This is a genomic window from Mycobacterium sp. AZCC_0083 (genome assembly GCF_014202335.1).
In the GTDB taxonomy this organism is placed as follows: Bacteria; Actinomycetota; Actinomycetes; order Mycobacteriales; family Mycobacteriaceae; genus Mycobacterium.
Genome location: NZ_JACHGP010000010.1, coordinates 266473 through 281916, shown reverse-complemented (window position 1 = coordinate 281916; position 15444 = coordinate 266473). Strand labels below are relative to the sequence as shown.

The 15444-nt window shown below is 67.6% G+C and carries 17 protein-coding genes; 9 read left to right on the top strand and 8 right to left on the bottom strand.

Annotated features, from left to right (window positions below; all coding sequences use genetic code 11):
• Positions 1–2 precede the first annotated feature (2 nt).
• The 4 genes from rlmB to carD are packed head-to-tail and all read right to left on the bottom strand — an operon-like array spanning position 3 to position 3430.
• Complete coding sequence (gene rlmB, locus HNP02_RS25525; RefSeq protein WP_184443321.1) at positions 3–947, bottom strand: 23S rRNA (guanosine(2251)-2'-O)-methyltransferase RlmB; 945 nt, start codon at positions 945–947, stop codon at positions 3–5.
• A 29-nt stretch (positions 948–976) separates the two neighbouring features.
• Entirely contained in the window at positions 977–2398 is a 1422-nt protein-coding gene (gene cysS / locus HNP02_RS25520) for a cysteine--tRNA ligase (RefSeq protein ID WP_255506951.1), read from the bottom strand.
• 47 nt (positions 2399–2445) lie between these two features.
• A complete protein-coding gene (ispF, locus tag HNP02_RS25515) occupies positions 2446–2940 on the bottom strand; it encodes a 2-C-methyl-D-erythritol 2,4-cyclodiphosphate synthase (RefSeq protein ID WP_184443319.1) in 495 nt (164 codons plus the stop codon).
• 1 nt (position 2941) lies between these two features.
• Positions 2942–3430 (bottom strand): RNA polymerase-binding transcription factor CarD, encoded by a 489-nt coding sequence (gene carD, locus HNP02_RS25510; protein ID WP_149370684.1) that lies wholly within the window; start codon positions 3428–3430, stop codon positions 2942–2944.
• Between the two features lie 349 nt (positions 3431–3779).
• Between carD and HNP02_RS25505 the strand changes: the two genes are divergently transcribed.
• From HNP02_RS25505 to HNP02_RS25490, 4 genes are all read left to right on the top strand, one after another.
• Positions 3780–4397 carry a hypothetical protein gene (locus tag HNP02_RS25505; RefSeq protein WP_184443314.1) on the top strand — a complete coding sequence of 206 codons (618 nt, stop codon included), beginning with the start codon at positions 3780–3782 and terminating at the stop codon, positions 4395–4397.
• A 43-nt stretch (positions 4398–4440) separates the two neighbouring features.
• Entirely contained in the window at positions 4441–5832 is a 1392-nt protein-coding gene (gene radA / locus HNP02_RS25500) for a DNA repair protein RadA (protein ID WP_184443312.1), read from the top strand.
• A gap of 8 nt (positions 5833–5840) precedes the next feature.
• On the top strand, positions 5841–6962 hold the full coding sequence (gene disA, locus HNP02_RS25495) for a DNA integrity scanning diadenylate cyclase DisA (protein ID WP_221317971.1): 1122 nt from the start codon (positions 5841–5843) through the stop codon (positions 6960–6962).
• Between the two features lie 108 nt (positions 6963–7070).
• Positions 7071–7919: a hypothetical protein gene (locus HNP02_RS25490; RefSeq protein ID WP_184443311.1), complete on the top strand. Its 849-nt coding sequence runs from the start codon at positions 7071–7073 to the stop codon at positions 7917–7919.
• A 91-nt stretch (positions 7920–8010) separates the two neighbouring features.
• Here HNP02_RS25490 and HNP02_RS25485 read toward each other — a convergent pair whose 3' ends face one another.
• Together HNP02_RS25485 and HNP02_RS25480 are read right to left on the bottom strand one after the other, a co-directional pair.
• Positions 8011–8766 (bottom strand): hypothetical protein, encoded by a 756-nt coding sequence (locus HNP02_RS25485; protein WP_184443309.1) that lies wholly within the window; start codon positions 8764–8766, stop codon positions 8011–8013.
• Between the two features lie 59 nt (positions 8767–8825).
• Positions 8826–9443 (bottom strand): carbonic anhydrase, encoded by a 618-nt coding sequence (locus tag HNP02_RS25480; protein WP_184443307.1) that lies wholly within the window; start codon positions 9441–9443, stop codon positions 8826–8828.
• Positions 9444–9471: 28 nt separating this feature from the next.
• On the opposite strand from HNP02_RS25480, the gene HNP02_RS25475 reads away from it, so the two are divergent.
• Both HNP02_RS25475 and HNP02_RS25470 read left to right on the top strand, forming a co-directional pair.
• Positions 9472–10338, top strand: a complete 867-nt coding sequence (locus tag HNP02_RS25475; RefSeq protein WP_184443499.1) for an A/G-specific adenine glycosylase — start codon at positions 9472–9474, stop codon at positions 10336–10338.
• Between the two features lie 14 nt (positions 10339–10352).
• Positions 10353–11711: an adenylate/guanylate cyclase domain-containing protein gene (locus HNP02_RS25470; RefSeq protein WP_184443304.1), complete on the top strand. Its 1359-nt coding sequence runs from the start codon at positions 10353–10355 to the stop codon at positions 11709–11711.
• Here the strand turns inward: HNP02_RS25470 and HNP02_RS25465 are convergent.
• Positions 11708–12679: a helix-turn-helix domain-containing protein gene (locus HNP02_RS25465; protein ID WP_184443302.1), complete on the bottom strand. Its 972-nt coding sequence runs from the start codon at positions 12677–12679 to the stop codon at positions 11708–11710. The two genes, HNP02_RS25470 and HNP02_RS25465, sit on opposite strands and share 4 nt — an antisense overlap.
• Before the next feature lie 71 nt (positions 12680–12750).
• On the opposite strand from HNP02_RS25465, the gene HNP02_RS25460 reads away from it, so the two are divergent.
• Positions 12751–12972, top strand: a complete 222-nt coding sequence (locus tag HNP02_RS25460; protein WP_184443300.1) for a hypothetical protein — start codon at positions 12751–12753, stop codon at positions 12970–12972.
• On the opposite strand, the gene HNP02_RS25455 is transcribed toward HNP02_RS25460, so the two are convergent.
• Positions 12946–13716, bottom strand: a complete 771-nt coding sequence (locus HNP02_RS25455) for an alpha/beta fold hydrolase (protein WP_184443498.1) — start codon at positions 13714–13716, stop codon at positions 12946–12948. The genes HNP02_RS25460 and HNP02_RS25455 overlap by 27 nt on opposite strands.
• Positions 13717–13768: 52 nt before the next feature.
• Between HNP02_RS25455 and mhuD the strand changes: the two genes are divergently transcribed.
• Together mhuD and HNP02_RS25445 are read left to right on the top strand one after the other, a co-directional pair.
• Positions 13769–14074 (top strand): mycobilin-forming heme oxygenase MhuD, encoded by a 306-nt coding sequence (mhuD, locus tag HNP02_RS25450; RefSeq protein ID WP_184443298.1) that lies wholly within the window; start codon positions 13769–13771, stop codon positions 14072–14074.
• Positions 14071–15444: a serine hydrolase gene (locus tag HNP02_RS25445; protein ID WP_184443296.1), complete on the top strand. Its 1374-nt coding sequence runs from the start codon at positions 14071–14073 to the stop codon at positions 15442–15444. Before mhuD ends, HNP02_RS25445 begins: the two co-directional genes overlap by 4 nt.

The window sequence follows — 15444 nt, the reverse complement described above, 5'->3', positions numbered from 1 at the left end:
CTTCAGCGCCTTCGCTGGCGGGCGATCTCGGCCAGCACCACACCCGCGGCCACCGAGGCGTTGAGCGACTCCGTCTTGCCTGCCATCGGAATCGACACGATCGCATCGCAGTTCTCCCGGACCAGGCGGGACAGGCCCTTGCCCTCCGACCCGACCACCACGACCATCGGCTGCGTGCCGTCGATCTCGTCGAGCTCGGTGTCACCCTCGGCGTCAAGGCCGACCACCTGCAACCCCGCGTCGGCCCAACTCTTCAGCGTCCGAGTCAGATTCGTCGCGCGCGCCACCCGCAGCCGGGCCGCCGCACCCGCGCTGGTGCGCCACGCGACCGCGGTGACCGAGGCCGACCGGCGCTGCGGTATCAGCACCCCGTGCCCGCCGAACGCCGCGACGGACCGGACGATCGCACCCAGATTGCGCGGATCGGAGATGTTGTCCAACGCCACCAGCAGTGCGGGCGCGTCCTCGGACTTTGCCGATCTCAGCATGTCGTCCGGGTGCGCATAGTCGTAGGGCGGCACCTGCAACGCGATGCCCTGATGCAGACCGTTGGTGCTCATCCGGTCCAGGTCGACGCGGGGCACCTCGAGGATCGCGATCCCGGAATCGGCTGCGCGGGTGACCGCTTCGGTCATCCGCTCGTCGGTCTCGGCGCCGAGCGCAACGTAGAGGGCGGTGGCGGGCACCCCTGCGCGCAGGCATTCCACCACCGGGTTGCGACCGAGAACCATCTCGGTCTCGTCGGTCTTGCGGACCTGCCTGCCGCGCGCCTGCTTGGCTGCCTTCGCCGCGCGCTTGGCGGCCGGGTGATGGGGCCGGGCGGCAGCGGGCGGCGTGGCGCCCTTGCCCTCCAGCCCGCGACGACGGACACCACCCGATCCGACGACCGGCCCCTTCTTGCTGCCGTCCTTGCGTACAGCGCCCCGGCGCTGAGAGTTGCCAGCCATCTATATGTCCCGTCGCTTCGCTCGCCCGATCATTTGGTGCCACCATCCAGCAGCGACCACTGTGGGCCATCCGCGGTATCAGTGACCTCGATGCCCGCTCGTTTGAGGCGGTCCCGGATCTGGTCGGCCTGTGCCCAGTCCCGCTGTTCGCGCGCCTCTGCGCGGCGGTCGATCTCGGCGTGTACCAGCACGTCGACGGCGGCCAGCGCTGCCGACGTCTCGTCGCGCGACACCCAGCGCTCGTCGAGCGGATCGCACCCGAGGATCGCCATCATGGCCCGGATCGACCGGGCGTGCAGCATCGCCGTCTCGTGGTCGCCCGCATCGAGCGCCCGGTTGCCCTCCGCCCTGGCGGCGTGCACCTCGGCCAGTGCCATCGGCACGGCGAGATCGTCGTCCAGCGCGGCGGCGAACTTCGGCGTCCACTCGCCGGGCACCACGGTGCCTACGCGGCTGCGCACCCGGTGCAGGAAGTCCTCGATTCCGGTGTACGCCTTCACGGCATCCTGCAGTGCCGTCTCGGAGAACTCGAGCATCGACCGGTAGTGCGCACTGCCCAGGTAGTAGCGCAGCTCCGCCGCCCTGACCCTGCCGAGCACGGCCGGAATCGCCAGCACGTTGCCGAGCGACTTGCTCATCTTCTCGCCGCCCATGGTGACCCAGCCGTTGTGCATCCAGTAGCGCGCGAAGCCGTCTCCAACGGCTTTCGCCTGGGCGATCTCGTTCTCGTGGTGTGGGAAGACGAGGTCCATGCCGCCGGCGTGGATGTCGAACTCCGCGCCGAGGTAGGCCTCGCACATCGCGACGCATTCGGTGTGCCAGCCCGGACGACCGGGACCCCATGGCGTCGGCCATGACGGCTCGCCGGGTTTGGCGCCCTTCCACAACGTGAAGTCACGCTGATCGCGCTTACCGGTGGCAACACCCTCGCCCTGGTGCACGTCGTCGACGCGGTGGCCGGAGAGTTGGCCGTATTGCGCGTAGCTCAGCACGTCGAAGTAGACGTCTCCGCCGCTGGCGTAGGCGTGCCCCGCGGCGATCAGCCGTTCGATGAGCTCGACGATCTGGGTGATGTGCCCGGTGGCCCGCGGCTCGGCCGACGGCGGCAGCACGCCAAGGGCGTCGTAGGCCTCCACGAATGCCCGCTCGAAGGTGGCAGCCCACTCCCACCACGGTCTGCCTGCGTCGGCGGCCTTGTTGAGGATCTTGTCGTCGATGTCGGTGACGTTGCGGACGAATGCGACGTCGTAGCCCTTTGCGGCGAGCCAGCGCCGCAGCACGTCGAACGCGACGCCGCTGCGCACATGGCCGATGTGGGGTAGCCCCTGAACGGTCGCCCCACACAGGTAGATCGACGCGTGGCCCTCGCGCAGCGGGACGAATTCGCGCACGGCACCGCTCATGGTGTCGTGCAGCCGCAGTCCGGCGCCGCGGCTGGATGTCGCCGCCAGCGCGGCTCCGTCGGTCACGACGGGCCAGCTTACCGGCCTATTCGCGCTCAACCGCCAACACCGGGCACATCCTCGATCACGAGAGCGGTCGCGATGGCCGCCAGACCCTCTCCGCGGCCGGTCAGCCCGAGGCCGTCGGTCGTGGTCGCCGAGACCGAAACCGGCGCGTCCAGCAGACCGGAGAGCACCTCTTGCGCCTCGGCGCGGCGCGGCCCGATCTTGGGTCGATTGCCGATCACCTGGACAGCGGCGTTGCCCACCCGGTAGCCCTCGGCGACCAGCAACGAATGGACGTGGCGCAACATGTCGGCGCCGCTGACACCGGCCCACTCGTCGCGGTCGGTGCCGAACACCGCGCCGAGATCACCGAGACCCGCTGCGCTCAGCAATGCATCGCACAACGCGTGTGCCGCGACGTCGCCGTCGGAATGACCGGCGCAGCCGTCAGCGTCGTCGAAAGACAGGCACAGCAACCAGCACGGACGTCCTGGTTCGATGGGATGTACGTCGGTACCAAGACCGATGCGGGGTACTGCACCCACGTCAGGAAGCGGCGGCAAGAACCTCGTCGAGAATGATCGAAGCCTTCTCGTCGTCGGTGTTCTCGGCCAGTGCCAATTCGCCGACCAGGATCTGCCGAGCCTTGGCCAGCATCCGCTTCTCGCCTGCAGACAGGCCACGCTCTTGATCACGGCGCCACAGGTCGCGGACGACCTCGGCCACCTTGTTCACATCGCCCGACGCCAGCTTCTCGAGGTTCGCCTTGTAGCGGCGCGACCAGTTGGTCGGCTCCTCGGTGTGTGGGGCGCGCAGAACCTGGAAGACCTTGTCCAGGCCCTCTTGACCAACCACGTCACGCACGCCGACGTATTCTGCGTTATCAGCGGGGACTCGAACGGTCAGATCGCCCTGGGCGACCTTGAGGACGAGATACTCTCGTTGCTCGCCCTTGATGGTTCGGGTTTCGATCGCCTCGATCAATGCGGCACCGTGGTGTGGATAGACAACGGTGTCTCCGACCTTGAAAATCATCAGATTAGAGCCCCTTTCACTGTTCAATCTTAGCACGGTGCCCTGACACGTGTAGAACAACAATGCAGGTCAGGGGCACTGCGGGTGAAGACCAGGGGTTGACATGGTGACGAATCCGTGCAACGCCCACGTGTGCCAGCGAACCCCGGCGGGCCTTTTCACAGGTGCCTTCGACCGCCGTTCGACACGCCGACGACACGCTCAGCAAGGCTCGCCGACGCACCATGCGTACGGGTTTCGGCCGCCGCGCGCCCTCGGCTACCGCGGCGAACCGTCACCTACTACTCTGCATAGTCGAACCACCCCGACGATGCCCCTGTCGTCGCGTGGGCCGAGCAGGAGGCTTTGAGTGAACCGCCAAAGATCGCGCGCCTTCGCCGTCACCTCGGGCCTGTCCGCCTGCGGACTGGCCGTAGCCGTCGTCCTGACCGGCTGCAGCGCGGGCCAGGTTTCTCAGATGGCCATCCAGGAACCCGCGGTCAACGGCACCAACGTCGTGGCAGGCGACCCCGTGACCGGAGTGGCGCTGCGGAACGTCCACCTGCGCGCTCCCCAGACCTCCGACTACGTCCAGCCCGGCAGCAAAGCCGAGCTGTTGTTCGTGGCGGTCAACGAGTCGCCTGCCGACTCCGATCGCCTGGTGTCCATCACCTCCGACGTCGGCTCGGTGGCGATCACCGGGAACGCGACCGTGCGTCCCTCGGGCACCCTCGTCGTCGGCACGCCCGACGGTCAGCTCAGCCCACTGGATGCGAGCGAGGACGCCAACACCGTCGAGGCCGCGGTAACGCTGACCAAGCCGATCAGCAACGGCCTCAACTACAACTTCACGTTCACGTTCGAACGGTCCGGTTCGGCCACCGTCGCGGTGCCGATCTCGGCGGGTGAGACTCCGCGGCGCGACAAGGAAGGTGCGTCCGAGGGCGACACCGCGGGTGCCGTCGAAGCCGAAGGCGGACACGGCTAGCTCGAGGCGGCTTTCTGTCGGCCACGACGGATAACGTCACGGTGTGGCTCGATCTGGTTCCAAGGCGCGTTCGCAGTATCGATGCTCGGAATGCGGCCACATCGCGGCCAAGTGGGTGGGCCGCTGCCCGGATTGCAACACCTGGGGCACGGTCAACGAGGTCGCAGTCCTCACATCGTTGAGCTCCGCACCCGGTCGTGCGCTCGCCCCCACCTCCCCCGCCGTCCCGATCAGCTCCATCGATCCAGGCGCGACGCGCCACTTTCACACGGGGATCAGCGAATTGGATCGCGTGTTGGGCGGCGGCCTCGTCCCCGGTTCGGTGACCCTTCTGGCCGGTGATCCGGGGGTCGGCAAGTCGACGCTGCTCCTCGAGGTCGCCCACCGCTGGGCAGAATCGGGCCGACGCGCGCTGTACCTGTCCGGTGAGGAGTCGGCCGGGCAGATCCGACTACGGGCCGAACGCACCGGATGCACCAACGACGAGGTGTTCCTTGCCGCCGAATCCGACCTTCAGACCGCGCTCGGCCACATCGAGGCGGTCAAGCCCACGCTCGTCGTGGTCGACTCGGTGCAGACCATGTCCACTGCCGAAGCCGACGGCGTCAGCGGCGGCGTCACCCAGGTGCGAGCAGTGACGACGGCGCTCACGATGGCGGCCAAGACCACCGGCATCGCGATGATCCTCGTCGGCCACGTCACCAAGGACGGAGCCATCGCTGGACCACGCTCGCTCGAGCACCTCGTCGACGTCGTACTGCACTTCGAGGGTGACCGCTCGTCGGCGTTGCGCATGGTCCGCGGCGTCAAGAACCGTTTCGGCGCTGCCGACGAGGTCGGCTGTTTCCTGTTGCACGACAACGGAATCGAGTGCGTTGCAGACCCTTCCGGACTGTTCCTGGATCAGCGCCCCGCCCCGGTCTCCGGCACCGCGGTCACGGTGACGCTCGACGGCAAGCGACCGATGCTCGGCGAGGTGCAGGCGCTGATCGGCACGGCGGCGACGGGTTCGCCACGGCGGGCAGTGAGTGGCATCGACTCCGCCCGCGCCGCGATGATCACCGCCGTGCTGGAGAAGCGCGCCCACCTGTCGGTCGGCACGCACGACATCTACCTGTCGACGGTCGGCGGCATGCGGCTGACCGACCCGTCGTCGGATCTGGCGGTGGCGATGGCCATCGCCTCGGCCTACGTCGACCTGCCGATGCCTGCCACCGTCGTGGCGATCGGCGAGGTGGGTCTTGCGGGCGATCTGCGTCGGGTCACCGGCATGGATCGCCGGCTCGCCGAGGCCGCCAGGTTGGGCTTCACGCGCGCCGTCGTGCCGCCTGGAGTGCCGTCAGGGCCTGCCGGGTTGCAGGTGATCAACGCGGACAATATCGGCGGGGCATTGCGGGTTCTGCGCAACATCGCGGACAATGGCGGCCGATCCTAGGAGACGAGATGGCCGTGAAGTCCACAGGTAGGACGGCCCGCAGCAATGTGGTGCAACTGTCGCGGCCCACGCTGCGCGAGACGCTGGGGCGGCTGGCCCCCGGCACCGCGCTGCGCGACGGCCTTGAGCGCATCCTGCGCGGGCGTACGGGGGCACTCATCCTGCTCGGCTACGACGACAGCGTCGAGTCCATCTGCGACGGCGGTTTCTCGCTTGACGTCGCCTACGCCCCGACCCGGCTGAGGGAACTGTCGAAGATGGACGGCGCCGTCGTGTTGTCCACCGACGGCACCCGCATCCTGCGGGCCAACGTCCAACTGGTGCCCGATGCGTCGATCCCCACCGAGGAGTCAGGTACCCGGCACCGCTCAGCCGAGCGCACTGCCGTACAGACCGGCTATCCGGTGGTGTCGGTGAGCCACTCGATGAGCATCGTCACGGTCTACGTCGCAGGTGAGCGCCATGTGGTACCCGATTCGGCGACCATCCTGTCGCGGACCAACCAGACCATCGCCACGCTGGAGCGCTACACGTCCCGGCTCGACGAGGTCAACCGGCAGTTGTCCACCGCAGAGATCGAAGACTTCGTGACGCTACGCGACGTGATGACGGTGGTGCAGCGCCTCGAGATGGTGCGCCGGATCAGCCTGGAGATCGACGCCGACGTAGTGGAGCTCGGCACCGACGGGCGTCAGCTCAAACTGCAGCTCGAGGAGCTGGTCGGCGACAACGACACGGCCCGCGAGCTGGTCGTGCGCGACTATCACGCCAACCCAGACCCGCCGGACACCACACAGGTGACGGTCACGCTCGATGAGCTCGACGGGCTTTCCGACAACGAGCTGCTCGACTTCACCGCGCTGGCGCGCGTGTTCGGCTACCCCTCCACGCTGGAGGCGCAGGACTCGGCGATGAGCTCGCGGGGTTACCGCGCGATGGCAGGCATTCCGCGGTTGCAGTTCGCGCACGTCGACCTCTTGGTGCGGTCCTTCGGATCGCTGCAGGGCGTCCTGGCGGCCAGCGCGAGCGACCTGCAGTCGGTGGACGGCATCGGGTCGATGTGGGCACGCCACATCCGGGAGGGACTGTCTGCGCTGGCTGAGTCGACGCTCTCCGACCAGCTGGCCTGAGCTCCTACGCTCCTGCATCGAGACGTACGTTTTGCAGGGGCGCTCTCGCACTTCCTCTGCAAAAGGTGCACTTCAAGAAATGTCGGAGGGTCCTGCCACAGTCGGCCAATGGGGGAAGTCTTCATTGGAAGCGAAGCGGTCTCGGCTGCCCGCTTGACGCGGTACGAGTTGCAGCGGTGGTATCGCCCGATCTTCCGCGGCGTGTACGTGCCCAAGAGCTCGACGCCGTCGCTGCGAGACCGCACCGTTGGCGCCTGGTTGGCGTCAGATCGTCAGGCAGTGATCGCAGGTGCAGCCGCATCCGCGTTGCATGACGCCCAATGGGTCGACGATGACATCCCAATCGAATTGATATCGAGGCGAGCTCGGCCACAACGCGGCCTGTTGGTACGGAACGAAACCCTCGGGGATGGCGAGATCACCAAGATCGCGGGCCTTCCCGTCACAACCCGTGCGCGCACGGCATTCGACCTGGGACGACACCTGCCGCGCGGGAAGGCTCTTGCGCGGCTCGACGCGCTGATGCGCGCACAGGTCTTCTCAATCGAGGACGTCCTCTTGCTTGCCAAACACCATCAGAGTCAGCGCGGATTGCGGCAACTGCGTGAGCTCCTTCCGCTCGTCGACGGCGGCGCCGCATCACCGAAGGAGACCTGGCTCCGGTTGTTGTTCATCGACGCCGGATTTCCCAGGCCCACCACCCAAATTCCTGTGGTAGACGAGCGCGGACGCCTCCTTCGCATACTCGACATGGGATGGGAGGAATTCATGGTCGGTACCGAGTACGACGGAGATCAGCATCGAACGAACCGCGTGCAGTACCTCAAGGATCTCCGCGTCTGGCCGAAGCTCGAGCGTTTGAGGTGGAAAGTCACCCGCGTGATCAAAGAGGACAGCGAGGACGACATCATCAGCCGCACGTGGTCAGCGATGGTGTCCAGAGGCTGGAAACCGTAGGCGCACGCGGTCTGCGCCGAAACGCACGTTTGCAGGGGCACTCTCGCACTTCTTCTGCAAAAGGTTCACTTGGGCGCAGGTGCGCCCTGAATCAGTTGCCGGGAGCCGGCGGTTCGCCCTCGGGTGGGGGCGGTGCGTCACCCGGCGCCGGTGCGGTGGGCTCTGCGAGGACGAACGGCACCGCAGCGGACCGCAGGTTGCCCAGCTGGACGACCAGGTTGTAGGTGCCAGGGCCGATCGGCTGGCGAGGCAGCGGGCAGTTCGGCGCGGAACCCATACCGGTCCAGGTGACCTCGGTGGTGACCTGCTCACCGGGGTTGAAGGTCTTGACCAGGGTCTCGTTGGACGGGGCGCAGTCCAGGTTCGACCACAGCCGGTCGTTGTTCAGCGAGTAGACGTAGGCCGCCAGCACGGCGGCACCGACGTCCCGCTTGCAGGCCACGAGGCCGATGTTGGTGACGACCATCGTGAACTTCGGCTGATCACCGACGACGAAGTCAGGCTGGTTGGTGATGCCCTTGACCGCGAGCGTGGAATCGGGGCAGTCGTCGCCCTCCTTCAGCACGGGAGGCGGCGTCACAGCTGCGGACGGCGTTGGCGTCGGCGGGGGCGCTAGTTGCGCCGGAGGCTGCACCGGGGTCTTGACCTCGGGGTTCTCCCCTGGCAGCGGGGTCGGAGCCGCCGCGCTCGACGTAGGCGTCTTGGTGTCACCCGTGCTGTTGCTCACCACCAGGATGGCGATTGCTGCGACGATGGCCACGACGACCACACCGATGCCGATCGCCAGCGCCCTACGCCGCCAGTAGATCTGGGTGGGCAGCGGGCCCTTCGGTTCGAGATCCAGCACGAGTCCACGGTAAGGCCAGGTCACGCCGAGTCGTCCGAGGTGACTCGGCGTGTCGCGGGCTATTCGCCGATATCGCCCACGTGATCGCGTAGCACCACGCGCCCGTCGGCCAGGTGGTAGGTGACCCCGGCGATCGCCACTTTGCCCTCGATGATCCGCTGAGCGATCGGCGCGGAGCGCACCCTCAGCTGCACGACCGTCTCGTTGACGTGGCGGGTCTCGAACTCGTCGACCCTGGTCAGCCCCGCATGACGACCCAACAGGATCGACGGCGTGACGCGTTCGACGATGTCACGGACGTAACCGCCGGGCACTTCGCCGTCCTCGAGTGCCGACAGCGTGGCCTTGACGGCGCCGCAGTTGTCGTGCCCGAGCACCACGATCAGCGGCACGTCGAGCACCGTGACGGCGTACTCGATGGACCCCAATACGGCCGAGTCGGCGACGTGACCGGCGGTGCGCACCACGAACATGTCACCGAGGCCCTGATCGAAGATGATCTCGGCGGCCACCCGGCTGTCCGAGCAGCCGAACAGCACCGCAGTGGGTTTCTGTCCGCGAGTCAGCCTGGCCCGGTCGGCGACACTCTGGCTGGGATGTTGCACCTGGCCGGAGACGAAGCGCTCGTTACCCTCCTTGAGTGCTTTCCATGCAGTCACTGGGCTGGTCCGAGGCATGGCGCCCATTGTGCAGGACCGGCGCTCGATGATCGATTCGGGAGAGCTGTTGACGTGGTACGCCCGCGAGCAACGCGACCTGCCGTGGCGACGCAAGGGCGTCACGGCATGGCAGATCCTGGTGAGCGAGTTCATGTTGCAGCAGACGCCGGTGGCGCGGGTCGAGCCGATCTGGCGCGAATGGGTGGCCCGGTGGCCGACGCCATCTGCCACCGCCGCCGCCAGCGCCGCCGACGTGTTGCGGGCCTGGGGCAAACTCGGCTATCCACGACGCGCCAAGCGGCTGCACGAGTGCGCCATCGAGATCGCGACCGAACACGGCGACGAGGTGCCCGACGACGTGGACACACTGCTGACGCTGCCGGGGATCGGCAGCTACACGGCGCGGGCCGTGGCCTGCTTCGCCTACGGCCGGCGGGTTCCCGTCGTCGACACGAACGTGCGTCGGGTGGTGGCAAGGGCGGTGCACGGTCGGGCGGATTCACCCGCCAGCGTCCGTGACCTCGTCGACGTGGCCGCGCTGTTGCCCAACGACCCTGACGCGCCGCGCTTTTCGGTGGCGTTGATGGAGCTCGGCGCGACGGTGTGCACGGCGCGGTCGCCGCGCTGCGGCCTGTGTCCGCTGAGCGTCTGCGCCTGGCGGTCGGCGGGCTACCCGCCAGGGACCGCTCCCGCCCGCAAGCCGCAACGTTATGCGGGAACCGATCGCCAGGTTCGGGGTCGACTTCTGGATGTGTTGCGCGACAACACGACTCCCGTCACCCGTAACCAGTTGGACCTGGCGTGGATGTCGGACACCGCGCAGCGCGACCGCGCCTTGGACTCGCTTCTGACCGACGGCCTCGTCGAGCAGACCCCGGACGGCCGGTTTGCGCTCGCGGGCGAGGGCGGCTGACTAGGCTGGTCGCCGTGGCGCAGGCACCGCGAACTCGCTACGCATCGCGTGGCGACTTGGACATCGCCTACCAGGTCATCGGCGACGGCCCGGTGGATCTGGTCGTAATGCCGGGCCCGTTCATCCCGATCGACTCGATCGACGACGAGCCGTCGATGTCCAGGTTCTATCGCCGTCTGGCGTCGTTCAGCCGGGTGATCCGATTCGACCATCGCGGCATGGGCATGTCGTCCAAGATCGCATCGGCCGACACCATCACCATGTCGTGCTGGGCTGAGGACGCCATTTCGGTGATGAACGCGCTCGGCTGCGAACGCGCGACCATCTTCGGCTCCGGGTTCTCAGCGATGAGTGCGCTGCTGCTGGCGGCCGACCACCCCGAGCGGGTGTCCAGTCTGGTGCTCGTCAACGCCTCGGCCCGCGCCTTGTGGGCACCCGACTACGACGCCGGTGTGCAGGTCAACGGGGCCAGTCCTTACACGACGGTGGCCCTCGAACCGGATGCAATCGACCGGGGTCTCGACGTTCTCGAGGCCGTTGCGCCGTCCGTCGCCACCGATCGCGCGTTCCGTACGTGGTGGGACGTCGCGGGCAACCGCGCCGCGTCGCCGAGCATGGCCCGCATGTCGAACCAAGTCCTTGCCGATGCGGACATGCGCGACAGGCTGCCTCACATCTCCGCGCCGACCCTGATCCTGCACCGTGCTGACTCCCAGTTCGTGACCGTCGGACACGGCCGATACCTGGCCAAGAACGTCGTGGGAGCCCGCTACGTCGAGTTGCCAGGGGCCGACACGCTGTACTGGGTCGGCGACACCACGGCAATCCTCGAGGAGGTCGAGGAGTTCGTCACCGGGGTGCGCGGCGGTTCGGACGCCGAACGCGTGCTCATCACCATTCTGTTCACCGACATCGTCGGCTCGACGGCGCGTGCCGCCACGCTCGGCGACGACCGTTGGCGCGACCTGCTCGACAACCACGACGCCGTCGTCCGCCATGAGCTCGCGCGGTTTCAGGGACTCGAGGTGAACACCGCGGGCGACGGCTTCGTCGCGACCTTCATCAGCCCCAGCGTCGCGCTGCGCTGCGCGGAGGCCATCGTCGACGCGGTCGCCGCACTCGGCATCGAGGTGCGGGTCGGAGTGCATTCGGGCGAGGTCGAGGTGCGCGGCGACGACATCGCGGGCATGGCCGTGCACATCGGCGCGCGCGTCTCCGGGTTGGCCGGGCCGAGCGAGGTCCTGGTCTCGTCAACCGTTCGCGAAATCGTCACCGGATCCCGGCGGGTCTTCGAAGATCGTGGCGAGCACGACCTCAAGGGCGTCCCTGGCCGCTGGCGGATCTACGCGTTGCAGCGCCAGAACCCGCGTTAAGCCGTTGCCGCGACACCGGAGTCGTCGCATGCGAACCGCCTGCGATAGTCCGACGGAGTGACGCCGATGACCCGACGGAAGTGATGTCGCAGCAGCGTGGCGGTGCCGAAACCGGACTTGTCGGCGACATGGTCGATGTCGAGGTCTGACTCCTCGAGCAGCCTGCGCGCATACAGCACCCGTTGGTCGGTCACCCACTGCATGGGCGTACGGCCGGTCTCCTCGACGAATCTGCGCGCAAAAGTGCGGGCCGACATGTTCGCCAGCTTGGCCAGGGTCGCGACGGTGTGCGGCTTGTCCAGGTTGGTCAGGATCCAATCCAGGTGGGGCGCAAACCCGTCCGAACATCGGACCGGGATCGGCTGGTCGATGTACTGGCGCTGCCCGCCGTCGCGCTGCGGCGGCACGACCATGCGGCGAGCGATCGTGTTCGTCACCTCGCTGCCGAGTTCCCGGCGGACCAGGTGCAGGCACGCGTCGATGCCCGCCGCTGTGCCCGCGCTGGTGATCAGGTTGCCGTCGTCGACGAAGAGCACGTTGCGGTCCACCTGCGCGGTGGGATACATCCGCGCCAATTCGTCGGCGTGCATCCAATGCGTGGTGCACGGCCGCCCGTCGAGCAGTCCGGCAGCGCCCGCGACGAACGCACCCGAGCAGACCGTCAGGACGATCGCGCCTGCGTCGACGGCCGCCCGGATGGCCTCGAGCGCCTCGGGCATGTAGCTGGCGCCAGAGATCGCGGGAATCGCCACCAGGTCCGCACCGACCAGCGAATCGAGGCCGTGATCGGGCGTGATGAACGCCCCGACCGACGTCCGTAGCGGACGCCCCGGTTCGGGGCCGCAGACCTTGAAGTCGAAGTTGGGCACCCCCTCGGCGGAACGGTCGACGCCGAACACCTCGCAGATGACGCCGAACTCGAACACCGCGAGCCCGTCGAGCACCAACACGGAGACACTTTTGATCATGGCAGTATCTTATCGTATGGGGGCACTTCTGCCACTGTTGGCGGAATATATTTCATCGAACAATTGCTGCCATGAGCGTGATACTTACCTTCCTGATCCTCATCGCACCGTTCGCACTTGCCGCGGCGTTGAGCTGGGCCGCCCACCGTGGGCAGCCCATGCGCACCTACCTGGCGGGCGTGAGCGAAGACCGTGACGACTACCGCGTCGAGCACGACATCGACGCCGTCCGGACGCGCTTCGAGCGGAACCCCATGTGGCCCGCTTCAGGCGCGATGGGTGAACGTCGCTAAAAACGCCTCGACGGCGCACCGATATTCCCGTGGCGCGTCGTCATGAACGAGATGACCGGCCCCAGGTACGCGTAAATACGTTGCCCGGCGGCCGGTCTCGTTCATTTGGTGCATCTGTCCCTGCGGGGTGACGGTGTTGCCCGCCTCGATGAGAAGCGCCGGCGCCCACACCGAACGCCACTGCGCCCAATAGTCCCTGGTGCCCCACTCCGCTGCGATCTCGATCCAGCGCTCGGGATGGCCGTGCAGCCGCCAACCCGTCTCGGTACGGTCGAACGCCTCCAGGAAGTACTGTCCGGCCACCTCACCGAATTCATCGAAAACCTCTTGCGCCGAGGCGAACTCGGCGGGTAGCGCATGCAGCCACGGCTCCCACGGACCCGTCGTGCGCCCGCGGAAATCCGGTGCCATGTCCTCAACCACCAAGGCCGTCACCAGCTCGGGCCGCTCCGCAGCCAGGCACCACGCGTGCAGGCCACCCATCGAATGCCCGATCAGCGTGGCGGGCCCACCGAGACCGGCCACCGCGTCGGCCAGATCGGATACGAACCGCTCGGTGCTGATCGGCTGGGCGTCTGCGACGTCCCGGCCGCGATGCCACGGCGCGTCGTAGGTGTACACCCGCCCGGCCTCAGTCAGCCACGGCAGCTGGCGCGACCACGTGCTGCCCCGCCCCATCAGACCGTGAACCAGCACGATGGGCTCTCCACGGCCGCCCCGGCTGGTCAACAGTTCGGTGCGCATCACGCCATCCTGCCTCGCCGAGGCGGTGTGGCCGGGCGGTAGCCTGATGCTCATGCCAGTGGTGAAGATCAACGCGATCGAGGTTCCAGCCGACGCAGGCCCGGAGTTGGAGAAGCGGTTCGCGAACCGTGCGCACGCCGTCGACAACCAGCCCGGTTTCCTGGGGTTCCAATTACTGCGCCCCGTCAAGGGCGAAGACCGCTACTTCGTGGTGACGCAGTGGGAGACCGAAGAGGCGTTCCAGGCCTGGGCGAGTGGCCCGGCCGTCGAGGCGCACGCAGGCCAGCGAGCCAACCCGGTGGCCACCGGAGCCTCGCTTCTGGAGTTCGAAGTTGTGTTGGACGTTCAGCGGGCTTGAGCGTAGCGACGCATAGCGCAAGCCGGGGGCGACGCCGCGCGGTCGGCTCGTGGGTCGCCGTCGCGCTCGTCGTCTCCCTGGCTTGCGGCTGCGCCCCTGCAGGCCCGCCTCCGGCGGACGCCGCGACCTACGGGGTGCACATCGACATCAACACCCCGCAGGGCCTGCACGCCAAGCAGACCCTGGACATGGTCAACTCCGACTGGCCCATCGGCCCCATCGGGGTACGCACGCTGGCCGTCCCGGCCCAGGTCGACAACGTCGTGGCTGCCCTTGACCGGCTGTGGTGGGACCGGCCCATCACCGTGGCGAGCATCGACGTCGGCGCAGGCGAGGCGACGCTGCACACGCTGACGTCATACGGGGCCGCTCAGGACATCGCACTGCGGACGAAGGACGGCGGTTTGGTGGACCGCTTCAAGGTCACCATCCAGCCGCCCCCCATTCACAAGTGGGCCGACATCGATGCGGAGCTGACGAAGTCCGGGGCCCGCTACTCGTACCAGGTGTCCAAGGTGACCGGCGGCAAGTGCACGACGTTGGCGGGCAGCAACCTCGACCAGTCGCTCCCGCTGGCGTCCATCTTCAAACTGTATGTGCTGCTTGCCGTTGCGGACGCCGTCAACGCAGGCACGTTGAGCTGGACCGATCGGTTGACCATCACCGCCGAGGACAAGGCCGTCGGTTCGGCGGGCTTCGATCACCTTGCGCCCGGTTCCTCGGTGTCGGTGCACGACGCCGCCCAGCAGATGATCTCGGCGAGCGACAACATGGCCACCGATCTGCTCATTGCCCGACTCGGTCCTGGCGCCGTCGATCGGGCCCTGGTCGCGGCAGGTCACCACGACCCCGCAAGCATGACGCCGTTCCCCACCGCGCACGAGTTGTTCGCCATCGGTTGGGGTGATCCCGACATCCGCGAGCAGTGGCAGACGGCCGTCGAGCACGGCGGGTCACAGGGCCGCGCGCGGATACTCGAGCTGACCAACAAGAACCCCTACGACCCCGACCCGTACCGAACCCACACGCCCGCTTCGGGATTCGGCGCCGAGTGGTACGGCAGCGCCGCCGACATCTGCCGGGTGCACGCCGCATTGCAGACGGCAGCGGTCGGGCCTGCGGCACCGGTCCGCGACATCCTCTCGGCAACGCCCGGCATCGATCTAAACCAATCGAACTGGCGCTACATCGGCGCCAAGGGCGGAAACCTGCCGGGAGACCTGACCTTCAGCTGGTACGCCGAGGACCGCACCGGACAGGCCTGGGTGGTGAGCTTTCAGCTGAACTGGCAGAAATACCGCAGCCTGGCGGCGGCCGAGTGGCTGCTGTCGATCGCGAAGCAGGCGTTCGGACTCGTCCCGGTCGGCTGA

Excerpts from the sequence above, each read along its gene's own strand:
- rlmB (WP_184443321.1), bottom strand. The coding sequence starts at position 947 with ATGGCTGGCAACTCTCAGCGCCGGGGCGCTGTACGCAAGGACGGCAGC.
- carD (WP_149370684.1), bottom strand. The coding sequence starts at position 3,430 with ATGATTTTCAAGGTCGGAGACACCGTTGTCTATCCACACCACGGTGCC.
- disA (WP_221317971.1), top strand. The coding sequence starts at position 5,841 with ATGGCCGTGAAGTCCACAGGTAGGACGGCCCGCAGCAATGTGGTGCAA.
- HNP02_RS25490 (WP_184443311.1), top strand. The coding sequence starts at position 7,071 with ATGGGGGAAGTCTTCATTGGAAGCGAAGCGGTCTCGGCTGCCCGCTTG.
- HNP02_RS25480 (WP_184443307.1), bottom strand. The coding sequence starts at position 9,443 with ATGCCTCGGACCAGCCCAGTGACTGCATGGAAAGCACTCAAGGAGGGT.
- HNP02_RS25475 (WP_184443499.1), top strand. The coding sequence starts at position 9,472 with ATGATCGATTCGGGAGAGCTGTTGACGTGGTACGCCCGCGAGCAACGC.
- HNP02_RS25465 (WP_184443302.1), bottom strand. The coding sequence starts at position 12,679 with ATGATCAAAAGTGTCTCCGTGTTGGTGCTCGACGGGCTCGCGGTGTTC.
- HNP02_RS25460 (WP_184443300.1), top strand. The coding sequence starts at position 12,751 with ATGAGCGTGATACTTACCTTCCTGATCCTCATCGCACCGTTCGCACTT.
- HNP02_RS25455 (WP_184443498.1), bottom strand. The coding sequence starts at position 13,716 with ATGCGCACCGAACTGTTGACCAGCCGGGGCGGCCGTGGAGAGCCCATC.
- mhuD (WP_184443298.1), top strand. The coding sequence starts at position 13,769 with ATGCCAGTGGTGAAGATCAACGCGATCGAGGTTCCAGCCGACGCAGGC.